At 67.8% G+C, this 20,272-nt stretch carries 25 protein-coding genes; 9 read left to right on the forward strand and 16 right to left on the reverse strand.

Annotated features, from left to right (window positions below):
* Positions 1-255: 255 nt before the first annotated feature.
* Complete coding sequence (locus FG323_RS11945; RefSeq protein WP_141454905.1) at positions 256-1,407, forward strand: glycoside hydrolase family 18 protein; 1,152 nt, start codon at positions 256-258, stop codon at positions 1,405-1,407.
* 273 nt (positions 1,408-1,680) lie between these two features.
* Here the strand turns inward: FG323_RS11945 and FG323_RS11950 are convergent, their stop codons facing one another.
* Positions 1,681-3,954, reverse strand: coding sequence for a TonB-dependent receptor (locus FG323_RS11950; RefSeq protein WP_141454906.1), 2,274 nt, complete (start codon positions 3,952-3,954; stop codon positions 1,681-1,683).
* Positions 3,955-4,190: 236 nt separating this feature from the next.
* Here FG323_RS11950 and FG323_RS11955 point away from each other — a divergent pair, with 236 nt between their 5' ends.
* Both FG323_RS11955 and FG323_RS11960 read left to right on the forward strand, forming a co-directional pair.
* On the forward strand, positions 4,191-5,210 hold the full coding sequence (locus FG323_RS11955; protein ID WP_141454907.1) for a TIGR00266 family protein: 1,020 nt from the start codon (positions 4,191-4,193) through the stop codon (positions 5,208-5,210).
* A 150-nt stretch (positions 5,211-5,360) separates the two neighbouring features.
* The gene (locus tag FG323_RS11960; protein WP_141454908.1) at positions 5,361-6,380 is read left to right on the forward strand and encodes a patatin-like phospholipase family protein; all 1,020 of its coding nucleotides are present in this window, start codon (positions 5,361-5,363) and stop codon (positions 6,378-6,380) included.
* A gap of 83 nt (positions 6,381-6,463) precedes the next feature.
* Here the strand turns inward: FG323_RS11960 and FG323_RS11965 are convergent, their stop codons facing one another.
* Positions 6,464-7,078, reverse strand: coding sequence for an N-methyl-D-aspartate receptor NMDAR2C subunit (locus tag FG323_RS11965; protein WP_141454909.1), 615 nt, complete (start codon positions 7,076-7,078; stop codon positions 6,464-6,466).
* 80 nt (positions 7,079-7,158) lie between these two features.
* Here FG323_RS11965 and FG323_RS11970 point away from each other — a divergent pair, with 80 nt between their 5' ends.
* Entirely contained in the window at positions 7,159-7,494 is a 336-nt protein-coding gene (locus tag FG323_RS11970; RefSeq protein WP_141454910.1) for a hypothetical protein, read from the forward strand.
* Positions 7,495-7,517: 23 nt separating this feature from the next.
* Here the strand turns inward: FG323_RS11970 and FG323_RS11975 are convergent, their stop codons facing one another.
* Both FG323_RS11975 and FG323_RS11980 read right to left on the reverse strand, forming a co-directional pair.
* A complete protein-coding gene (locus tag FG323_RS11975) occupies positions 7,518-7,913 on the reverse strand; it encodes a DUF1801 domain-containing protein (RefSeq protein WP_141454911.1) in 396 nt (131 codons plus the stop codon).
* 38 nt (positions 7,914-7,951) lie between these two features.
* Positions 7,952-8,275: a helix-turn-helix domain-containing protein gene (locus FG323_RS11980; protein WP_141454912.1), complete on the reverse strand. Its 324-nt coding sequence runs from the start codon at positions 8,273-8,275 to the stop codon at positions 7,952-7,954.
* Between the two features lie 151 nt (positions 8,276-8,426).
* Here FG323_RS11980 and FG323_RS11985 point away from each other — a divergent pair, with 151 nt between their 5' ends.
* Complete coding sequence (locus tag FG323_RS11985) at positions 8,427-8,744, forward strand: SMR family transporter (protein ID WP_141454913.1); 318 nt, start codon at positions 8,427-8,429, stop codon at positions 8,742-8,744.
* A 9-nt stretch (positions 8,745-8,753) separates the two neighbouring features.
* Here FG323_RS11985 and FG323_RS11990 read toward each other — a convergent pair whose 3' ends face one another.
* The 8 genes from FG323_RS11990 to FG323_RS12025 all read right to left on the reverse strand — a co-directional run bounded on the left by FG323_RS11990 (position 8,754) and on the right by FG323_RS12025 (position 12,513).
* Positions 8,754-9,413 carry a glutathione S-transferase family protein gene (locus FG323_RS11990; protein ID WP_141454914.1) on the reverse strand — a complete coding sequence of 220 codons (660 nt, stop codon included), beginning with the start codon at positions 9,411-9,413 and terminating at the stop codon, positions 8,754-8,756.
* Positions 9,410-9,796 carry a VOC family protein gene (locus FG323_RS11995; RefSeq protein ID WP_141454915.1) on the reverse strand — a complete coding sequence of 129 codons (387 nt, stop codon included), beginning with the start codon at positions 9,794-9,796 and terminating at the stop codon, positions 9,410-9,412. The genes FG323_RS11990 and FG323_RS11995 overlap by 4 nt, the downstream gene beginning before the upstream one ends.
* Positions 9,793-10,188, reverse strand: coding sequence for a putative quinol monooxygenase (locus FG323_RS12000; RefSeq protein ID WP_255470164.1), 396 nt, complete (start codon positions 10,186-10,188; stop codon positions 9,793-9,795). Before FG323_RS12000 ends, FG323_RS11995 begins: the two co-directional genes overlap by 4 nt.
* Position 10,189: 1 nt before the next feature.
* Entirely contained in the window at positions 10,190-10,600 is a 411-nt protein-coding gene (locus FG323_RS12005) for a GFA family protein (protein WP_141454916.1), read from the reverse strand.
* 77 nt (positions 10,601-10,677) lie between these two features.
* Positions 10,678-11,049, reverse strand: coding sequence for a VOC family protein (locus tag FG323_RS12010; RefSeq protein WP_141454917.1), 372 nt, complete (start codon positions 11,047-11,049; stop codon positions 10,678-10,680).
* Positions 11,050-11,077: 28 nt separating this feature from the next.
* Positions 11,078-11,332 (reverse strand): DUF2164 domain-containing protein, encoded by a 255-nt coding sequence (locus FG323_RS12015; protein WP_141454918.1) that lies wholly within the window; start codon positions 11,330-11,332, stop codon positions 11,078-11,080.
* Between the two features lie 165 nt (positions 11,333-11,497).
* Positions 11,498-12,013 (reverse strand): N-acetyltransferase, encoded by a 516-nt coding sequence (locus FG323_RS12020; RefSeq protein ID WP_249889176.1) that lies wholly within the window; start codon positions 12,011-12,013, stop codon positions 11,498-11,500.
* Positions 12,014-12,033: 20 nt separating this feature from the next.
* A complete protein-coding gene (locus FG323_RS12025) occupies positions 12,034-12,513 on the reverse strand; it encodes an Lrp/AsnC family transcriptional regulator (RefSeq protein WP_141454919.1) in 480 nt (159 codons plus the stop codon).
* 133 nt (positions 12,514-12,646) lie between these two features.
* Here FG323_RS12025 and phhA point away from each other — a divergent pair, with 133 nt between their 5' ends.
* Both phhA and FG323_RS12035 read left to right on the forward strand, forming a co-directional pair.
* On the forward strand, positions 12,647-13,531 hold the full coding sequence (gene phhA, locus FG323_RS12030; RefSeq protein WP_141454920.1) for a phenylalanine 4-monooxygenase: 885 nt from the start codon (positions 12,647-12,649) through the stop codon (positions 13,529-13,531).
* 193 nt (positions 13,532-13,724) lie between these two features.
* Complete coding sequence (locus FG323_RS12035) at positions 13,725-15,836, forward strand: TonB-dependent receptor (protein ID WP_141454921.1); 2,112 nt, start codon at positions 13,725-13,727, stop codon at positions 15,834-15,836.
* A 30-nt stretch (positions 15,837-15,866) separates the two neighbouring features.
* On the opposite strand, the gene FG323_RS12040 is transcribed toward FG323_RS12035, so the two are convergent.
* Genes FG323_RS12040 through FG323_RS12055 form a run of 4 tightly spaced genes read right to left on the reverse strand, consistent with a single transcriptional unit; the run spans position 15,867 to position 18,359 of the window.
* Positions 15,867-16,562 carry a YafY family protein gene (locus tag FG323_RS12040; RefSeq protein ID WP_141454922.1) on the reverse strand — a complete coding sequence of 232 codons (696 nt, stop codon included), beginning with the start codon at positions 16,560-16,562 and terminating at the stop codon, positions 15,867-15,869.
* 51 nt (positions 16,563-16,613) lie between these two features.
* Positions 16,614-17,405: an NIPSNAP family protein gene (locus FG323_RS12045; RefSeq protein ID WP_141454923.1), complete on the reverse strand. Its 792-nt coding sequence runs from the start codon at positions 17,403-17,405 to the stop codon at positions 16,614-16,616.
* Positions 17,406-17,409: 4 nt separating this feature from the next.
* Positions 17,410-17,757 (reverse strand): NIPSNAP family protein, encoded by a 348-nt coding sequence (locus tag FG323_RS12050; protein ID WP_141454924.1) that lies wholly within the window; start codon positions 17,755-17,757, stop codon positions 17,410-17,412.
* Entirely contained in the window at positions 17,754-18,359 is a 606-nt protein-coding gene (locus FG323_RS12055; RefSeq protein WP_220094159.1) for a hypothetical protein, read from the reverse strand. Before FG323_RS12055 ends, FG323_RS12050 begins: the two co-directional genes overlap by 4 nt.
* A gap of 143 nt (positions 18,360-18,502) precedes the next feature.
* Here FG323_RS12055 and FG323_RS12060 point away from each other — a divergent pair, with 143 nt between their 5' ends.
* Positions 18,503-19,606 carry a histidine kinase gene (locus tag FG323_RS12060; protein ID WP_141454925.1) on the forward strand — a complete coding sequence of 368 codons (1,104 nt, stop codon included), beginning with the start codon at positions 18,503-18,505 and terminating at the stop codon, positions 19,604-19,606.
* 5 nt (positions 19,607-19,611) lie between these two features.
* A complete protein-coding gene (locus FG323_RS12065; protein ID WP_141454959.1) occupies positions 19,612-20,256 on the forward strand; it encodes a response regulator transcription factor in 645 nt (214 codons plus the stop codon).
* Positions 20,257-20,272: the final 16 nt, after the last annotated feature.

Raw genomic sequence — 20,272 nt, forward strand, 5'->3', positions numbered from 1 at the left:
CTTTCTGTAGGAGCGACGTCAGTCGCGACCGCTTCTTGCGGAATGACGGAACACCACCCACATCCCACCCACTGTCCAGTCCCCATGTCCTGCCGCCATTCGAGCGGACATCCGAAGGCGCGTGACAGTCATCGCATGACCGCCCATCGCGAAGTAACGACGCCATCCCGGACATTCCTCGCCATCGCGATTCGCATTGCTTTATCAATGTGAAAGTAATCGTATATTGACGGCCCCGCTTGGAGTCGCGACTACATGAGCAGATTGATTCGGTCAGGATGGTTGGTACTGGCGTTCGCTTTCTCGGCGGGCGCCATCGAAGCACGGGCCGCGCAGGCGGACGGCGATTCCGGTTACCGCGTGATTGGCTACGTCTCCGATGGCGACAGGCTGCCGCCGATCAGCGCGCGCAAGCTGGACGTCATCAACTTCGCCTTCGCCCACGTCAATCCGCAGCACGAGGTGTTCCTGCCCCGCGAGACCGCGGCGCGCTCGCTGGCGGGCCTGACCGCGCTGCGCAAGGACAATCCTGATCTGAAGATCGTGCTGTCGGTCGGCGGCTGGGGCGCGGGGAATTTCTCCGAAGCGGCCGCCACCGAAGCCGCACGCGCGCGCTTCGCCGACACCGCGGTGGAGCTGGTGCGCCGGCATGATCTCGACGGCGTGGATATCGACTGGGAATACCCCGGCCATCCCGGCCCGGGCATCAGCTACAGCGCCGACGACAAGGCCAACTTCCCGCTGATGCTGGAGGCTGTGCGCACGAAACTCGACGCGCTCGGCAAGACCCAGGGGGATCGGTATTACCTGCTGACCATCGCCGCGGCCGACGGTGACGCGGCGCGTGGCCTGGACATCCCGCGCATCTCGGCGATCCTGGACTGGATCAACCTGATGACCTATGACTTCTACGGCAGTCTCAAGCGCACCACCGGCCACCACGCCGGCCTGCGTCCGTCGCGCACGGCCGAGCCCGGCAGCCGCAACACGGTGCAGGCCGTGGAGGAATTCCTTGCCGGCGGCACGCCGCCGCGCAAGCTGCACGTCGGCCTGGCGTTCTACGGCCGCACCTTCGACGAGGTGACCGACGGCAACAACGGCCTGGACCAGCCGTTCGCCAGCGGCGGCGGTTTCATTTCCTGGCGGGAGATCGCCCGTTCACGGCTTAACAAGGAAGGCTACGTCCGCCATTGGGACGAGCAGGCGCAGGCGGCATGGCTGTGGAATCCGACGCTGCGCAAGATGATCAGCTACGAGGATCCGCAGGCGCTGAAGGCCAAGGTGGCCTACGTGCGCGAGAAGGGCCTGGGCGGCGTGATGTACTGGGAGCAGAGCAACGACCCGGACGAGCAGCTGCTGGATGTGACCCGCGAAGCCCTGTTCACCGACACGCCCGCGAAACGCTAGACCGCAGCAATGCCTGCTTGTGGGAGCGACGTCAGTCGCGATGGCCGTTCCAGAGCCATTGCGCGGAAAAGCATCGCGACTGACGTCGCTCCCACAGGTAAGGGGCTGTGGTATCGGACGCAGCGCAACACTGGAATCATCCTTGTAGGAGCGACGTGAGTCGCGATGGCGGTTTCCGAAGCCGATACGCCGGGAGGCGTCGCGACTCACGTCGCTCCTACAAAAAGCGATGGCATCCCGCTCCGCCGGTGGGACGGCGGAGCGGGCGATGCCTCAGAACTTCATCGTGAACTCGGCGCCGACGGTGCGCGGTTCGTTGATGAAGCCGGTCAGGTTGTTGAAGTCGATCGCGCCGACGATGCGGGTCTGGTCGGTGATGTTGCGGCCGAACAGCGCCACTTCGTAGTCACCGTAGTTCCAGCCGTAGCCGATACGCAGGCCGCCTTCCAGCGAGGACTTGCCGGTGAACTCCACCGACTCGTACAGGAAGAAATTCACTTCGCTGCGATAGGCCCAGTCGGTGTAGAAGTACAGCTCGGCGCCGTCGCCCATCGGCACGCTGTAGCGCGCGGTCAGGTTGTGTACCCACTTCGGCGCCTGCGGCAGCGGATTGCCGTTGATGCGGGCAAAGCCATTGACGATCGGATCGGTGACCGTGCAGCCGCCGCCGCAGGGCGCGACGCCCAGGTCGGCGTCCTTGATCTCGGTGTCGTTGTAGCTGCTGCCGAAGGTCACCAGCAGGTTGTCCAGCACGTAGGCTTCCAGATCCAGCTCGAAGCCCTGGCCGATGGTCTTGTCGGCATTGAGCAGGTTGGCCTGGTTGGTGCCGCCGCCAACCGCGATCAGCTGCTGGCCGTCGACGTTGTAACGGAACACGTTGAAGCCCACGCGCGCGCGCTTGTCCCACAGGTCCGCCTTGACGCCGGCCTCGTAGGAAATCACTTCCTCCGAGTCGGCCTTGGTCACGGTACCGAAGGCCACGCGGCCCTGGATCGACGGTGCGCGGAAGCCCTTGGCGACGCGGGCGTAGAAATTCACGTTGTCGTTGAACGCGTACACCGCGCTGCCATCCCAGCTGACATCATCCACGTCGGTGTGCTCGCGGAACGGACCACCGACCGGCGAGCCGCCGGGCACCGCCTGCAGCACGCTGGCGCTGAAGTCCTTCTTGTCCTGGGTGTAGCGCACGCCGCCGCGCAGCTTCAGCTTGTCGGTGACCTGGTACTCACCGGAGGCGAACACCGCCCACGCCTTGTTTTCCTGCTCCTGGATCGCGTGGCCGCTCTGCGGATTGCCCGAGGCCAGCGAATCGTAGTTGAAGCTGTCGATGCGGATGTCTTCCTTGAACCAGAACAGGCCGGCCTGCCAGTTGAACTTGCCGGCGTAGTCCGATTCCAGGCGGAACTCCTGGGTGAGCTGCTTGTGGTGCGGCAGGCCGTCGGCCGATTCGGACGGGAAGCGCGCGCCGATCAGCGGCTGGCCGGCGTCGATGCCGTCGGCCGGATTGAAGTCGAAGGTGTAGACGTAGCCACCGTCGATGTCGCCGCGGTTGAGCGATTCGGCGGTCTCGTAACCGGTGATCGAGTACAGGTTGTAGTCGCCCAGATCCCAGCGCAGGCGCGCGCTGCCGCCCCAGGTGTCGAGCTCGGAAAAGTTCACGCCATCCGTGTACATCTTGTCCTTGTCGAAACCCGGCACGAAGTCATTCGTGCCCGGCTTGATGATGTTCGCGCGGAACAGGCGTGCGGTGCCGTTGAGGTGGCGCTTGTGCAGGTTGAACAGGCCTTCGAACGCGTCGCCCTCGTACAGGAACTGCACGCGCGCGGCCGATTCGTCGTAGCCCTCGGCGCCGCGATCCGGGCCGGCCGGGTTCTGGTTCTTCACCCAGTCTTCCTTGCGCTGATACAGCGCGGAGACGCGGGCCGACCAGCGCTCGCTCAGCGGGCCACCGATGGCGCCCTCGAAATTCCACATGTTGTCGCTGCCGTAGGACAGCTGGGCATAGCCGTCCAGTTCGCGGGTCGGCTTGGCCGATTCGAACTTGACCACGCCGGCCGGGGTGTTGCGGCCGAACAGCGTGCCCTGCGGACCGCGCAATACTTCGATGCGCTCCAGGTCGAAGATCGGGAAGCCCTTCAGCAGCGGGCTTTCCTGGACCACTTCGTCATACACCAGCGAGACCGGCTGCGAGGCGTTGAGATCGAAGTCGGTGTTGCCCAGGCCGCGGATGTAGAAACGCGGGAACGCGCGGCCGTAGGAGGATTCGATGTTGAGGCTGGGCACGCGCGCGGACAGGAAGCGGATGTCGTTGCCACCGGAGCCGAGCACGTCCAGCTTCTCGCTGCTGACGCTGGAGATGGAGACCGGGACGTCCTGGATGTTCTCGACCTTGCGCTGCGCGGTCACCTGCACGGTGTCCAGCGTGGACGCTTCGGTCTTGGGAGCGGTGGCCGCTTCCTGGGCAAGCGCACTGCCGAACGGCAGCAGCGCGGCGATGGCGAAGGCAAGGCGGTGCGGCCGCACGGCGGTGGAGCGGAGTCGGGACATGGCGATGGCTTTCCGGTGGGTGGTCGGGAGCGGCGGGCGCCGCCTAGCATGCGAATGTTGCATTACAGCAACAGGCGGGGCAATGGCCGGAAGTCCTGTTCATGCCGAAGGTAACGGCAATCCCGCCGACCCGCGATGGCGGTCGCGTTCCGACCGTACCGGGCAGGACTTCCGGGTATGTCGCGGCAGGGGCCGCGCGGCTAGACTCGCGGCTCTTTCCACCCCCGGACACCCTCATGAGCCAGTGGTATTTCCATAGTCCCAATGATCAGCAGCGGGTCGGTCCGCTGGACGACGAAGCCGCCCGTCGCCACGCCCAGCTCAACCCCGGTGCACTGGCCTGGCGCGAGGGCATGCGCGAATGGAAGGCGGTGCGCGAGGTGCCGGAACTGGGCGGTGCCGCCAGCGCTCCGCCGCATGCGCCGCCACTGCCGGGGTCCGGCGGGCGCCGTGGCGCGGACGAAATCGATTTCCGCATCGTCGGCCACGACATGCAGTTCGTCGAAGTCGAACTGGATCCGGGCGAGAGCGCGATCGCCGAAGCCGGCGCGCTGATGTTCAAGGACGGCACGGTGCAGATGGACACCGTGTTCGGCAACGGCTCGCACAGCGGCCAGGGCGGCGGTTTCATGGACAAGCTGCTGTCGGCCGGCAAGCGCGTGCTGACCGGCGAGAGCCTGTTCACCACGGTGTTCACCCACACCGGCAGCGGCAAGGCCAAGGTCGCGTTCGCCGCGCCCTACCCCGGCACCGTGCTGGCGATGAAGCTGGACGAGCATGGCGGTCGCCTGATCTGCCAGAAGGACAGCTTCCTGGCCGGCGCGCGCGGCGTCAGCGTGGGCATCCACTTCCAGCGCAAGATCCTCACCGGCCTGTTCGGCGGCGAGGGCTTCATCATGCAGAAGCTGGAGGGCGACGGCTGGGTGTTCGTGCATGCCGGCGGCACCGTGGTCGAACGCGAGCTGCAGGCCGGCGAGCGCATCGACGTGGATACCGGCTGCGTGGTCGCCTACCACGCCAGCGTGAACATGGACGTGCGTCCGGTCAGCGGCATCAAGAGCATGTTCTTCGGCGGCGAAGGTGTGTTCCTGGCCACCCTGACCGGCCCGGGCAAGGTGTGGATGCAGTCGCTGCCGTTCTCGCGCCTGGCCGGCCGCATGCTGCAGGCCGCGCCGCAGGCCGGCGGACAGGCGCGTGGCGAAGGCTCGGTGCTGGGCGGGCTGGGGCGGATCCTGGACGGCGACAACAACTTCTGAGCAGGCACCGGCGGCGGGAGCGCAACCACTCCCGCCGCCCTCGGAGCCGACTGGCCGGGACAGCCTCGGGCGGCTCGAACCGCCGGTTGGAAGCCATTGAACCGCCGCGCGGTATCCTGCGCCGTCGATTTCCACTCCGCCTGCACATTCATGAATCCGCTCCCCCCCCGCCTTTCCTGGCTGCTGCCGCTGGTGCTGCTGGCCGCATGCGGCGGCAACACCAAGCCATCGCCGCCTCCCGTCGCGGTGACGCCGGTCGCGCCGGTACCGCCGCCGCCGCCGGTGAAGGTCGGCATCGCCCTCGGCGGCGGCGCGGCCAAGGGCTTCGCCCACATCGGCGTGATCAAGATGCTCGAGGCCAACGGCATCCAGCCGGTGGTGGTTTCCGGCACCAGCGCCGGCAGCGTGGTCGGCGCGCTGTACGCCAGCGGCATGGATCCGTTCCAGATGCAGAAGCAGGCATTCGCGCTGGATGAAACGAATATCCGCGACGTGCGGCTGTTCTCCGGCGGACTGGTGCAGGGGCAGGCGTTGCAGGACTACGTCAACGATCTGCTGGGCAAGCGCCCGATCGAGAAATTGAAGAAGCCGTTCGCCGCCGTCGCGACGCAGCTGGAAACCGGGCAGCGCACCGTGTTCGTGCGCGGCAATGTCGGCCAGGCGGTACGCGCCTCCAGCAGCATCCCCGGCGTGTTCGAACCCGTGGTGATCGGCAAGGCGACCTACATCGACGGCGGCGTGGTCAGTCCGGTGCCGGTGGACGCCGCGCGCCAGCTGGGTGCGGACTTCGTGATCGCGGTGGACATTTCCACCAAGGCGTCCGGCACGCGTCCGGGCAGCATGCTTGGCATCGTCAACCAGTCGATCACGATCATGGGCCAGAAACTCGGCGAGCAGGAACTGGCGCGCGCGGACATCGTCATCCGCCCGCGGGTCAACGAGATTGGGCCCGCCGATTTCGAGCAGAAGAACAACGCGATCCTGGAAGGCGAGCGCGCGGCGATGGCGGTAATGCCGCAAATCCGCGAGAAGCTGGAGCAGCTGCGCAGGCAGCGCCTCGCCACGCATGCCGCCACTGTCGCACCGGTTGCACCGGCCAAGCCCGCCGAATGCGATGACGAAGGCTTTCGCCTGGGCAAGCTGTGGGGCGGCAAGAAGAAATGCGAATAGCGCGGAGCGTGCTCCGCTAAGCGTTTCCAGACCGGCGCCGATGCCGAGCAGCCCGGCATCTACATGACGCCGCGTACCCGCCGCTAAGCCACCGCGCGTGCCAGGTTTTCCCTTGCGCGGGTTTCCAGCCGGTCGTGGAAATATGGCGTCGAATACAGCCGCGGCCGCTCCAGGAATCCCCGCAGGATGGCGCGTCGCTTGCGCCGGAACAGCCAGCCGGGCACGAAGGCGTATTCACGCCGGATCTGTGCTTCATATTCGGCGAAACGCGCGGTGTCCGCGCCGAGGATGCCCAGATCGATATCCACCAGCAGCCGCGCGTCGGCATCGGCGGGAACCGCATCGTGCCGGGTGGCCATGATCAGCGCGTGCACGCGGTCGGCGACCGCGCGTTCCACCTCCGCGTCCAGCAGCGCTTCGCGTGCCCACTCCGCGCTGCGTGCCTCGTTGTCGGATCGCTTCACATCGTAGATGGCGTCGTGGAACCACAAGGCCAGCTCGACCTCGTCGGGTTTTTGCGCCAGCGCGCGCGCCTGGTCGAAGGCCGCCAGGCATTCACCGAGATGCTGCAGCGTGTGGTAATGGCGATGCGGTTCCTGGTAGCAGGCCAGCAGCCGCTCGCACCACGCCAGGCCATCGCCGACCGCGCCGACGCCGCGCCATGCGCGCTGCCAGGACGATTGCAGATGTTGTTTCATCGTGCGGAGTCTACGCCTCTTGCCCACGCGTGATCCGCCCGCATCTCTGCCATCGAATCCCCCGCCGGAGTTCCCGCCGCATGCCCACATCCTCCCCTGCCGATCTGGCCGCCATCAACCACAAGATCGTCGCCGAAGGCGAAGTCCTGCCCGCGGTCACCCTGAAGGACGGCAGCCGCGTGCAGACCGGCACGGTGGCCACGCTGCTGCACAACATCACCCTGTACAACGCGGGCGAACGCGGCCGGGTGGAAACCGAACTGGCCGCCGCCATCCCGACCCTGTTCAAGGTCGGCCTGTTCGACCTGTTCCCGCCAGTCGAATGGATCGCCGGCGACAATCCCGGACGGCGTCATGTCGGCGAGCTGGCACTGGCGCATCGGAACGAGGCCGATCGCCGGAACGACGGCGCCTGATTCCCGCGGGGGACACGGCCCGTCTAGAGCAGGCGGATCCACTGCCGCAGCACGGCTTCGAACGCGGCCTGGTGGTGACGCAGTTCCGCCATGTCGGCGAAGGCCACCCGCGCGCGATCCGGTCCCAGCCATTCCAGCAAGCCATCGGGATCGTCGATCGCCGGATTCGATGACGGCGCCCGCGTCTTCGCGCCCCGATGCAGGATCACGCCGATGCCCTGCTTCGCACGCAGGTGGGTGGTGGCGAAGTATTCGTCCAGGCGCCAGCTCGGCGCATTCCATTTGACGCCTTCGGCGATGCGCGGATCCACGCCGGTGATGATCCGGCGCAGCGCCTCCACTTCCGCCTTGCAGGGATGATCGAGCGCGGCCATATAGGCATCGACGGCGTCCTTGGTGTCGGTGGTCTTGCGGTGCATGGCGGCGACGCTCCTGTCACCCGGGATCGGGCCGTGGATTATTCCGTTTCCACCCGCCGCAGGTCATGCTGCGCCCGCGCTTCGGCCAGTGCGGCCTGGTGCCGTTCCGCCCAGCGGTCCAGTCCGACCAGCGTGCGATCCAGCGAATGGCCCAGCGCGGTGAGGCGATATTCCACGTTCGGCGGCACCGTGCCGTGATCGATGCGCGCAATCAGGCCACTGCGCTCCAGGTCGCGCAGGTTCTGGGTCAGCACCTTCTGCGACACGCCCTCGATGCGCCGAAGCAGGGCGTTGTTGCGCACCGGACCACGCGCCAGTTCGGTAAGGATCGGCAGCGCCCACTTGCCCGCGAGCAAGGCCATCACCGCCTGCGAAGGGCAGGCGCCGCTTGCGGTTTCCGGTGAATCCGGGAGGGCTGGCTGAGCGCTGTCCACAGGCACCTCGAAGTGCGTACTTGTACGGTGACCAGTGTGTGGTCAGGCTGGGCGCCCTTCAAGTGAACCGGAGTCCGCGATGGCGTGGTGGCTGCTGATCCTTGCCGGCCTGATGGAAATCGTCATGGCCGGCGCGCTCAAATCCGCGCAGGGATGGACGCGTCCCCTGCCCGGCGTCATCGGCATCGTCGCGGCGCTGGTCAGCATTTTCCTGCTGACCCACGCGATCCGCGATCTGCCCACCGGTACCGCCTACGCGGTGTGGACCGGGATTGGCGCGATCGGCGTCGCCGCGCTCGGCATCTTCGCCTATGGCGACAGCCCGTCGCCAGCGCGGCTGGGCTGCATGGCGTTGATCCTGCTCGGCATCGTCGGCCTGCGCTGGCTGGAAGCGTAGGACGCGCGCCTACGCTTCGTAGTCGTCCAGGTACACCGGCGGCAGCGCTTCGGCCTCACGCAGCCATTCGCGCACGGTGGGCCGGGACAACAGGCGTTCAGTCCAGTCGACAACGTGCGGCCAGGCGCTGGCGTCGACATCGTGGGCGAACAGGCGCCACAGCACCGGCACGAACGCCAAGTCCGCCAGCGACAGCGCACCGCACAGATAGGGCCCGCCACTGTGCGACAGCGCCTGCTGGCAGGCCGCCAGGATGCGCCCGGCCTCGGCCTGTTCCTGCGCGGTCATGCGCCGCCGTTGCGGATAGAAGGCGCTCTCGAACGAGAGCCGGCCACATAATCCGGACAGTCCCGAATGCACCCACGCGAGCAGCGCGCGTGCCCGTGCACGCTCGCGGATGTCGCCGGGCAGCAGCGGCGAGGCGCCCAGTTCGCTCGCGTACTCCATGATCGCGAGCGAGTCGTGGATGACCGTGTCGCCGTCCACCAGCACCGGCACGGCGGCGGGCGGCGAGAACACCGCGATACGGGCGAGATTCTCGAACCGCTGTGGCTTGCGGATGTCGACGATGCGTTCCTCGAACGCGATGTCCTGTTCGCGCAGCGCCAGCCAGGCACGGAACGCCCAGCTGGAGGCGTTGCGGGTACCACTGTAGAGAATCCGGCTCATGCGCCGAGGTCGCCGTAGGGGCCGGCCACGACCACGACGTAGCCATCCGGATCACGCAGCCAGATCTCGCGATGCTGCGCGTTCGGATTGATCTTGGGCCCTTCCAGCACCGTCGCCCTCGCCTCCTGCACGCGCCGGAGCGCGGCGTCGAAATCGCCGGCCAGGAACCACAGCAGCACCCCATTGCCGGGCGCGATGTCAGGCTGGCCCAGATGCGGGTGCGCATGCGCTTCCCAGCGGTGCAGTTGCAGGACCATTTCGCCGCCGGCCATGAGCTGTTCGTACTCGTCGCCGCCGTGACCGCTGTCCAGTCCGAGCGTGGCCTGGTACCAGCGCCGGCTGGCCGCGACGTCGCGCACCGCGATCAGTGGCTGCGGTTTCATGCCGATGCCCGCGCCAGGCCATGGCCGCCAACGGGCGCGGTCTCGAAGTGCTCGCCGAACCCTGCGATCAAGGGCTTCGCCCGCGCGATCACCTGCTGCACCGCCGGCAGCGACAGCGATGCCTTGTGGCTGGCGGCGCTGTCCCAGACCTCCGTGATCCAGATGCCGTCGGCGTCGGCCGGGTCGCGGGCGACGATGTAGCTCAGGCAGCCGGGCATGGCGCCGATCTCTTCCAGCATCAGGGCGATCAGCGCATCGCGCTGGCCGCTCACGGCTTTCATCCTGCCAATCAGTCCGTACATCGAGGGTTCTCCAGGGATATCGGCCGGCAATCGCGCGGACGCCAGCAGCAGTGCCGCGCCGGTCCCGGCCAGCAGGTCGCGGCGTTTCATTTCAGGTCTCCGCCGGCTTCCGATCGGACGGGTGGTTCACGCCGTCCTCGACCGGGACTTCGCCCAGCGCGAACGGATTGACCCCATCCAGGCAGCCGACGTTGTAGCCGTATTCGTTGGGGTCGGAGCGGCGCTGGTGGTGCGTGTAGATGCCACAGCGCGAACAGAAGTAGTGCCGCGCGACCTTCGTGTTGAACTGGTACAGGGTCAACACGTCCCCGCCCTGCACCACCCGCAGGCCGGACAGCGGCACCGAAGCGACGATGGCGCCCTTGCGCCGGCACAGCGAGCAGTCGCAGCGGCGCGGCCTGACGATGCCATCGGGCAGGTCCAGCTCCAGCACCACCGCGCCGCAATGGCAGCGCGCGCGGTGGCTGGGCAGGATGGAAACACCACCGACTTCACGAATCATGCCGCGTCCTGTTTCCGGCGTGCCCCGCCGACGGGGCGCCAGTGTAGTACGCGGCATGTGAGGGGCGCCGCCGGCACTCATGTGTGGGTCAACATCAGGCAATAGCCGTCGGGGTCGGTCAACCTGAACTCGCCGAGCGGGCAGTAGAACGGATGGGTCATCGGACCGACCGGCAGCCCCTCCGCCCGCAATCGGGCATGCACCGCCGCGATGTCGTCGAAGTACAGATAGAACAGCACCGCCTGTTGGCCGGGATCGACCGGATCGCTGGCCCGCGCCAGCATCAAATGCCCTGCCCCGCCCTCCAGCCAGGCCCAGACCGGCGTGTCGCCATGTTCGGGCACGTGGGTATTGCGTAGCTCGAAGCCCAGGCGTGCATAGAACGCGATGGAGCGGGTCACGTCGGCGACGTGCGCCATGGCGACCAGGTTGCGAAGCGGCATGCCCATGCCGGTATCCCTTGCCGCGCGTGCGGCGTCAGCGCTTGAAGTCGGTCGGACGCTCCAGCTGGTAGATGGCGTCCTGGACGTCGTCCAGCTTCGCCGCCAGCGCGGCCTGTGCGTCGTACAGGCCGCGATTGTAGTAATAGGCGCCAACCTCCTGGGAGAAGAAATCGAGCAGGAATTCGGCGTCGAACCGGCCGATGGCCTGTTTCAGCTCCTCGCTGAAATACAGCTGGATCCGGTTGACGATCAGCGCTTTTTCTTCCGGGGAGAACTGGATTTCGCTCATGGTGTCCGCATCATTCTTCCGGGCGCACGGCTGCACCGGAACGGGAAAGGGGATCGCCCACGGCGCGCGTCATGATCACACCGGCAGGGTCGACTCATGCCGCCATCATCGCGCAAGCGGTCTCACGGAATGCGATCGACGTGCCGGCGTGGTCCCGCTCCCCTGTCATCCCTCCACATCGGATTCCGGCCGTTCCAGCGCCCGGAACATCACGTACGCATCCACCCACCCCAACCGCTGGTGGCGGAATGCGCCGGGCAGCGTCCCGACGATGTCGAAACCGAGCCGGCGATAGAGTTCCACCGCCGCCGCGTTGGTGCTGACCACGTAGTTGAACTGGATGCCGCGGAACCCGGCGGCGCGTGCGCGGGCCAGGCTGTGCTCGACCAGTCGCCTGCCCACGCCCCTGCCCTGCATGGCGGGCGCGACCGCATAGGTGGCGCTGGCGATGTGCGCGCCGCGCCCGGCGTGGTTGGCGCCCAGCTTGTACATGCCGATCACCTCGTCGCCCTGCTCCGCCACCGAGGCGGCATGGGTGCCGAACCAGTGCTCGCGGAAGGTGTCGCGCTCGAAATCCTCGTCGAACGGCAACGCATCGCCCGGCGCGATCACCGCGCGGAAAATCGTCCACATGGATTCGAGGTCATCGACCGTGGCGGGGCGGATGCGCAGTGTCTCCATTCGATCTCCGATAGTCGTTGTCATCCCTTCGGCAGCGGCCAGCCGCCGAAGGCTTTCACGGTGCGCAGCACGAAACTGGAATTCACGTCTGCCACGCCGCTGGCGTCGAGCAGCTTGTCCAGCAGGAAGCGCGAGAAGTGTTCCAGATCCTGCACCACGACGTGCAGCAGGTAGTCCATGTCGCCGGTCAGGGCATGGCAGGTGACCACTTCATCCCAATGCTGCACGTTGTCGGCGAACAGGGCGATGCCGCTCTGGCCATGCTTCTCCAGCTGCACGCGCACGAAGGCCTGCAGGCCCAGGCCGACGCTCTGCGGTTCCACCCGCGCGGCGTAGCCGGTGATGACCCCGGCCGCTTCCAGCCGCTGGATCCGGCGCAGGCAGGCCGAAGCCGACAGGTTCACCTGGGTGGCGATATCGGAATTGGGGGCCCGGCCCTGTTGTTGCAGCAGGGCCAGCAGGCGCAGGTCGGTCCGGTCCAGAACCAGGGAATCGGCCATTTGTTGCCTCGCAACATTGTTTTACGCAACAAGATTGCGCCCAAGACCCCTGTACGCGCAACTTTGCAAGCCCATTGCGCGGTCCCGGCGCTAGCATTTCGATCGCAGGATTTGCCCTGCCAGGAGCCCCGCCATGAACGAACCCCGCCGCGTCGAGCACCAGCAGACCGACAAGGGCTATGTGCCGGTCTACACGACCGCCGTGGTGGAGCAGCCGGCCGACTATCCGGCCGCCGACCACGACACCTGGGGCAAGCTGTACGAACGCCAGCGCCAGTTGCTGGTCGGCCGGGCCTGCGACGAGTTCCTGCAGGCACAGGATGCGATGGGCATGACCCCGGACCGCATCCCGCGCTTTGACGAGCTCAACCGCGTGCTGAAGGCAGCCACCGGCTGGACCCTGATCGGCGTCGAGGGCCTGCTGCCGGAGCTGGATTTCTTCGATCACCTGGCCAACCGGCGTTTCCCGGTCACCTGGTGGATCCGCCGCCCCGACCAGATCGACTACATCGCCGAACCGGATCTGTTCCACGATCTGTTCGGCCATGTGCCGCTGCTGATGAATCCGGTGTTCGCCGACTACATGGAGGCGTACGGCAGGGGTGGGGTGAAGGCGCACGGCATTGGTCCGGAAGCCCTGGTCCACCTGACCCGGCTGTACTGGTACACCGTGGAATTCGGCCTGATCAACACGCCCGATGGCCTGCGCATCTACGGCGCCGGCATCGTCTCCTCGAAAGGCGAATCGCTGTACTCGCTGGAATCGCCGGCGCCCAACCGGATCGGCTTCGACCTGGAGCGGCTGATGCGCACCCGCTACCGCATCGATACCTACCAGAAGACCTACTTCGTCATCGACAGCTTCGAGCAGCTGATGAACGCCACCGCGCCGGACTTCACCCCGATCTACGCGCGCCTGGCCGATCAGGACGCCATCCCGGCCGGCGACGTGCGCGAAGGCGACCGGGTATTCACCCGTGGCAGCGGCGAAGGCTGGCTGGCCGACGGCGACGTCTGACCCGGACTTCCGGTTCGCTGGGCTTTCGATCCCTTGTGGGAGCGACGCCAGTCGCGACCGCATCGCCAGGTCCACCATCTGTCTCCAACGCCCGGTTGGCTTCATGGCCATCGAGGGGGCACCGGTTGCCCGGACATTCCGGTCGCGACTGACGCCGCTCCTACAGGGTACGGCGGGACTCTAGAATGCACGCATGACGCATCTATCGCGCGCCACGCTGGCGCTGGCCCTTCTCATCGCCTTGCCGGCGGCCGCGCAGGACGACGCGCGCACCCTGGACCGCATCACCGTGCAGGCCGCGCGCCTGGACGGTGTCTCCGCCTTCGACACGCCGGCTTCGCTGGATCTCGTCGATCTGCGCGAGGATGCCGCCACCGCCGGAGTGAACCTGTCCGAGCGACTGGGTGGCGTGCCCGGCCTGCTCGCGCGTGATCGGCAGAACTACGCGCAGGACACCCAGTTGTCGATCCGCGGCTTCGGCGCGCGCGCGACTTTCGGGGTACGCGGGGTGCGGCTGTATGCCGACGGCATTCCGGCCACGCTGCCGGACGGGCAGGGCCAGCTGTCGCATTTCAACCTGATGGGCGCGGAACGCGTGGAAGTGCTGCGCGGTCCGTTCTCGGCGCTGTACGGCAATTCCTCCGGCGGCGTGGTGCAGTTGTCCAGCGCACGCGGCGAGGCGCCGGGCGAACGGCGGGTGCGGGGCTCGGTGGGCAGCGATGCGACCCGCACGCTGGGCGCGCAATGGTCCGGCGCGCAGGGCGGGGTGCACTACAACCTGGCGGCCAGCGTGTTCGATACCGACGGCTACCGGGATCACAGCGCGGCGCGGCGCGAGTCGTTCAACGGCAAGTTGGGTTTCGATCTGGCGGGCGAGGGCACGCTGGATCTGGTGTTCAATCATTTCGATTCACCACGCGCGCAGGACCCGCTCGGCCTGACCCGGGCGCAGTGGCGCACGGATCCGGCGCAGGCGGTCGCCGCCGCGCACCAGTTCAATACCCGCAAGTCGGTGCGCCAGGACCAGCTCGGACTGGTGCTGGATCAGCCGCTGGCCGCCGGCCATCGCCTGCGCGCGACGGCTTATGCCGGCAGCCGCGATGTCGAGCAGTTCCTGCCGCTTCCCGTCGGCGCGCAGGGCAATCCGCTCAACAGCGGCGGCGTCATCGATCTGGGCAATGACCAGGCCGGCATCGACGCGCGCTGGTCGTGGCAGGGCGAACTGGCCGCGCGGCCGTTCGAGGCCACCGTCGGCGTGAACGCGGACCGCCAGCGCCAGCATCGGCGCGGATACGAGAATTTCATCGGTGCGCAGTGGGGCGTGCGGGGCCGGCCGCGTCGCGACGAACGCAACCGGGTGGAGAACGTGGACCAGTATGCGCAGGCGTGGTGGCGTTTCGCCGATCGCTGGTCGCTGCTCGCCGGTGCGCGCCACAGCGCGGTGCGGTTCGCCTCGCGCGACCATTACGTCACCGCCACCAACCCCGATGACAGCGGTCGCGTGCGCTATGCCGAGACCACGCCGGTCGCGGGCGTGATGTTCGATGCCGGCGCCGACTGGCGCCTCTACCTGTCGAGCGGGCGTGGTTTCGAGACCCCGACCTTCAACGAACTCGGCTATCGCGCCGACGGCGGTGCCGGCCTGGCGCTGGATCTGCGCCCGGCGATCAGCCGTCACTGGGAACTGGGCAGCAAATGGCGCTGGTCCGCGGGCGATCTGGCGTTCGCGCTGTTCCGCGCCGACACCGACGACGAGTTGTCGGTGGCCAGCAACCTGGGCGGGCGCAGCACCTACCGCAACGTGGGGCGTGCGCGACGGCAAGGCGCGGAGGCGAGCGTGCGCGCGTCCTTCGGCGAACACTGGCAGTGGCAGGCCGCCTGGACCTGGCTGGATGCCGAGTTCCGCGACGGCTTCCTGACCTGCGCGCGCAGCGGTTGCGCCGTTCCGGACACGCCGGTGAAGGCGGGTGCGACGATTCCCGGTACCGCGCGCCAGCAGTTCTTCGGCCGGCTTGAATGGCGTTCGGAGACCTGGAGCGCGGCCGCCGAAGCCGTCGCCCAGGATCGGGTGAGCGTGAACGATATCGGCAGCGAACAGGCCCCGGGCTACGCATTGCTGCACCTGGAAGCCGCGCGCCGCTGGCGGTTCGGCGACGATACGCTGCGCGCGTTCCTGCGCGTGGACAATGCGCTCGATCAGCGTTACGCCGGCTCGGTGATCGTCAACGAAGGCAACGGCCGTTACTACGAGCCCGGGCCGGACCGTGGATTCCTGTTGGGGCTGGAGTGGCGGCGGGCACCGTAGCGTTCGTCATCCCGACGCGGCAGTGGCCTCTCAGGCATCCGAAGGCGGCGGTCCGACCCGACGGAAATAGGCTTCCAGTCCGCGCTCGGGATCGTCGGTGAATATTTCCCCGGTCTCATCCAGCTGGAGGATGCGGTCGGGCCGGAAATTGCGGAAGTCGCCACGGAAACGGCACCACGCGCCGAGTGTCCAGCTGCCGCCCCAGAACGCCAGGCACAGCGGCTCGACGTCGCGCCCGGTTTCCTCGCCGGAATGATCGGCGTAGCGAAACCGCAGCACGCGGCGTTGTTCGATGGCCTCGTGCAGGCGATCCAGCAGGCCGGTGGATTCGAAGCGATCCTTCAGTTCCGGCGCGTAGATGCGGGTGCGCTGCGCACGCGCCTGCAGATCCGGCGGCAGCACCGCCTGGATTTTCAGCAGTGCCGAACGTGCGCCGACGGACAGGCGCTTGCCGCCGAAGGCACGGACGAAGCGCGTGCCGACCACCAGGGCTTCGAGCTCGTCGGCGTTGAACATCAGCGGAGGAATGTCCGCGCCCTTGCGCAGCAGATAACCGATGCCGGCCTCGCCTTCGATCGGCACGCCGGACAATTGCAGGTCGGCGACATCGCGATAAACCGTTCGCAGCGAGACCGCCAGGGTCTCGGCGAGGGTACGGGCGGGCAGGGCGGTGCGGCGTCCACGCAGGGCATGGATGATCAGGAACAAGCGGTCGGCGCGGCGCATGCCGGCATCATCCCTTGCCGACGCCGGGGGACGCAAAGGGACGCGCGCATCTCACGCCTCCCCATCGGGATGCGACGCGCGTCCCATCCGCGAACGCGCGGTGGGCGCCAGCCGCAGCAACTCGGTCCGATGCGGCTGCGCGCCGATCCGCCAGGCCGCCTGGAGCTGGCGGTCGCAACGTTCGTGGGTGGCCTCGTCGGCAAACTGCAGGAGGCAGGCGAACACGTGCTCGCCCTCGCGCACCGGCAGGGCGGCGTAGTCGTTCGGCGCGGTGCTGCTCACCAGCGTGCCAAGCACGCGCGCCTGCATGTCCTCCAGCCACGGCCGTTGTATCTGTTCGAAATGATCCCGCCACTCCTGGCTCACCGGCGCATCGAAGTGGTGCAGGCAGATGACGATGCGGGCCTGCTCCGGCACGGCCGCGCCCATCGGCGGCGGCGGCGTCGACACACGCAACCCGGGGCCCGGATGCGCGGGCTGCAGCAGCAGCACGTTGTCCGAATCGATCATCGTCGCGTTGGCGGCGTCGCGATTCGCGTGCCATACCGGTCCCTGGTAGAACCGCGTGAGTGCCTCCCGTCGCGTCGCCATGTCGGCGAAGCCGCGCAACCAGACGAAGCGATCCGGATCATCCAGATCGCGGAACTGGCCCAGCAGGTGCATGCCGACGGCTTCCTGGGTTTCGATGAACTCGCGCTCGAACAGGGTGATCAGTTCGTCGCGCCGGCCCGGGTGCAGGGTGTACTGGCGCAGTTCGATCACGCCGGGAACCGCGGCCACGATCGGCGGGGAAACCGGAGGACGGGAGGCGCGGACCGTCGTGGGGGAGAGGGTATCCAGCATCGCTTCACTCCTGGCGCAGGGCATCGACAACGGCGGTGTCCATCTCGATCACCACCGACAGGTATTCCTCGATCAGATCGAGCACGGCCTGGCGTGGTCCCTCACGCCATTGCTCGCTGCCATAGAAGGCATCCTGCTCGCGCTGGCGCGCATCCAGATCCGCGTAAGCGCGGATCAGCAGGTACGACGTGCGGTCATGCGGCGATGGCCCATGCCGGACCACGTCCATGGGCCAGCCACGCAGCATCGGCGTGACCGTGGTGCTGATCAGCCGGTGGAAGTCCTCGCGCGTGCCCGGGCGCAGGCGATAGCTGCGGAACTCGACGGCCCGGGTGGAAGCCGACGGGCTCATGCGGCCTCCCGGCTCAGGTACATGTGCCAGTTGGTTTCCCAGTGGCCACCGCGATCCGGCGAGAACGCCTGTTCCCAGTGCGCACTGTCCGGCTGGATCTCGTGCCAACGGAACCGCACCCACACCTCGCGGCCCTTGTGGCGGTCCCGGCCGTGGAAGGTGCCGACGCCATCGTCGAAGCGGCCGATCACCGGCGGTTCGAGCTGGCCCTCGCGGTTGTTGGCCCAGTACAGGCTCCACTGCCGCTGGAGCGGGTCATACAGGCGCAGGGTCATGCCGCGATAGCCGCCCGACCAGTCGGTGACGAACTCGTCCATGTTGCCGATGCCACCCAGCACCGGACCGCACTGTTGGCGCGCCTCGAAGTGTTCCCATTCCTCGTATCCGGCCAGCCGCTCCTTCAGCCGCACGTTGCGCACTCGCCAGCGGCCGTGCAGGAAATCGAAGTCGTGCCGGCCTTCCGCTGGCAACGAGTGGCCCGGCGACGCCGGATAGACCAGCTGGTCGCTGCTCACCAGGCTACGTCCCAGGCCGGCAACGTAGGCCTGAAAGGCGCGCGGCAGCAGGTCCTGGGCGCGCGCGGTCAGACTCCGGGGGCTCATGCGTATTTCCTCCTGAAAATGGCAGGGGTCCATCCTGATGCGGGGCTGCTGACAGCGTGGTGTCAGCAGCCATCGACCTGCCGGAAGTCACGACTTGCGCGATCCCCGTGGCGTCCGCCAGCGGCGGCAGGCAGCATGTCCGCATGCGCGAACGCCTGAAGCTGCTGCTGCAACCCCTCAACCTGTCCGGCGTCCTGACCTGGGCGGCGGTGATGCTGGCGATGCGCGGCGAGACCGGCGGTCTCGACGGCCCGCGCCTGGGCGCGCTGCTGGCGTTCCTGGCCGCGTTCCTGCTGCTGGATCAGCCCGGCGTCGGCCGGCGCCTGCGCGACGCGCTGTTGTGGCTGCAGTTGCTGCTCGCCTTGCTCATGATCGAACTGGCGCCACGCACCGGCACCGCGCCGGTCCTGCTGGTTGTGGTGGCCGCGCAACTGGCGATGACCTGGCGCCCGCTGCATGCGCTGGCGGTGATGCTGGCGGCGAACCTGGTGTTCGGCCTGCTGATGGTCCGCGCCGGGCACGATGCGGCCTGGTTCATGGTCGCCATTTATGGCGGCTTCCAGGCCTTCGCCGCGCTGATCGGCCACTACGCGCGCAGCGCCGAGAACGCCCGCGATCGCCTGGCGCTGGTCAACGCCGATCTGCTCGCCACCCGCGCCCTGCTGGCCGACAGCGCGCGCGACGCCGAGCGACTGCGGGTGGCGCGCGAACTGCACGATGTCGCCGGGCACAAATTGACCGCGATGAAGCTCAACCTGCGCGCGCTGGCTTCCGATCCCGCGCTGGCCGGACGTCCACAGGTGCGCCTGAGCGAACAACTGGCCAGCGAATTGCTGGAAGACATCCGCAACGTGGTCCAGGCGCTGCGCGATTCACGCGGGCTGGATCTGGAAACCGCGCTGCGCGCATTGGCCGCGCCGCTGCCGCAGCTGCGGATGCAGCTGAACATCGGCGAGGACGCGGTGGTCCGGGATCCGCAGCTGGCCGAGACCGTCCTGCGCATCGTGCAGGAAGCCATGACCAACGCGGCCCGCCATGCCGGCGCGGCGACGCTGTGGGTCGAACTGCGGCGCGAGGGTTCGCGGCTGTGGCTGCGGATCGCCGATGATGGCCAGGCACCGGCCCTGCTGCGCGAAGGCAATGGCCTGGCCGGCATCCGCGAACGGGTCGTCGCGGTCGGCGGCGATCTGCGCATCGGCCGCGGCGTGGCCGGCAACCTGGAACTGACCGTGGAGTTTCCCTCATGAGCGATATGTCCGGATCCGCGATCGTGCGGGTCGCGCTGGCCGACGATCAGGCCCTGGTCCGCGCCGGCCTGCGCGCGTTGCTGGACGGCCCGGACGGGATCCGGGTGGCGTTCGAAGCCGAAGGCGGCGCGGAATTGCTGGAGCGGCTCGCCGACAGCCCGGTGGACGTGATCCTCAGCGACATCCGCATGCCCGGCGTGGACGGCATCGACGCGCTGCTGCGACTGCGTGCGCGTGGCGACCGGACACCGATGCTGCTGCTGACCACCTTCGACGACGGCGACCTGCTGCTGCGCGCGGCCGAAGCTGGCGCGCAGGGATTCCTGCTCAAGGATGCGGCGCCGGAAGACCTGCGCGCCGCCATCCGCCGGGTCGCCGCCGGCGATACGCTGCTGCAGCCGGTCGCCACCGATCCGGTGCGCGCGCGCTACCGGTTCCACGACGAAAGTCCGTCCAGCGATCGTTTCAGCGAGCGCGAGGTGGCGATCCTGCGCCTGCTCGCCGGTGGCTACTCCAACAAGGAAATCGCGCGCACGCTGTTCCTCGCCGAAGGCACGGTGAAGAACTACGTCTCCAACATCCTCGACAAGCTCGGCACCCGCGACCGCACCCGCGCCGTGCTCAAGGCAATCACGCTGCGGATCATCTGATCGGACTCCCCCTGTA

Source organism: Pseudoxanthomonas sp. z9 (assembly GCF_006542425.1).
Lineage (GTDB): Bacteria > Pseudomonadota > Gammaproteobacteria > Xanthomonadales > Xanthomonadaceae > Pseudoxanthomonas_A.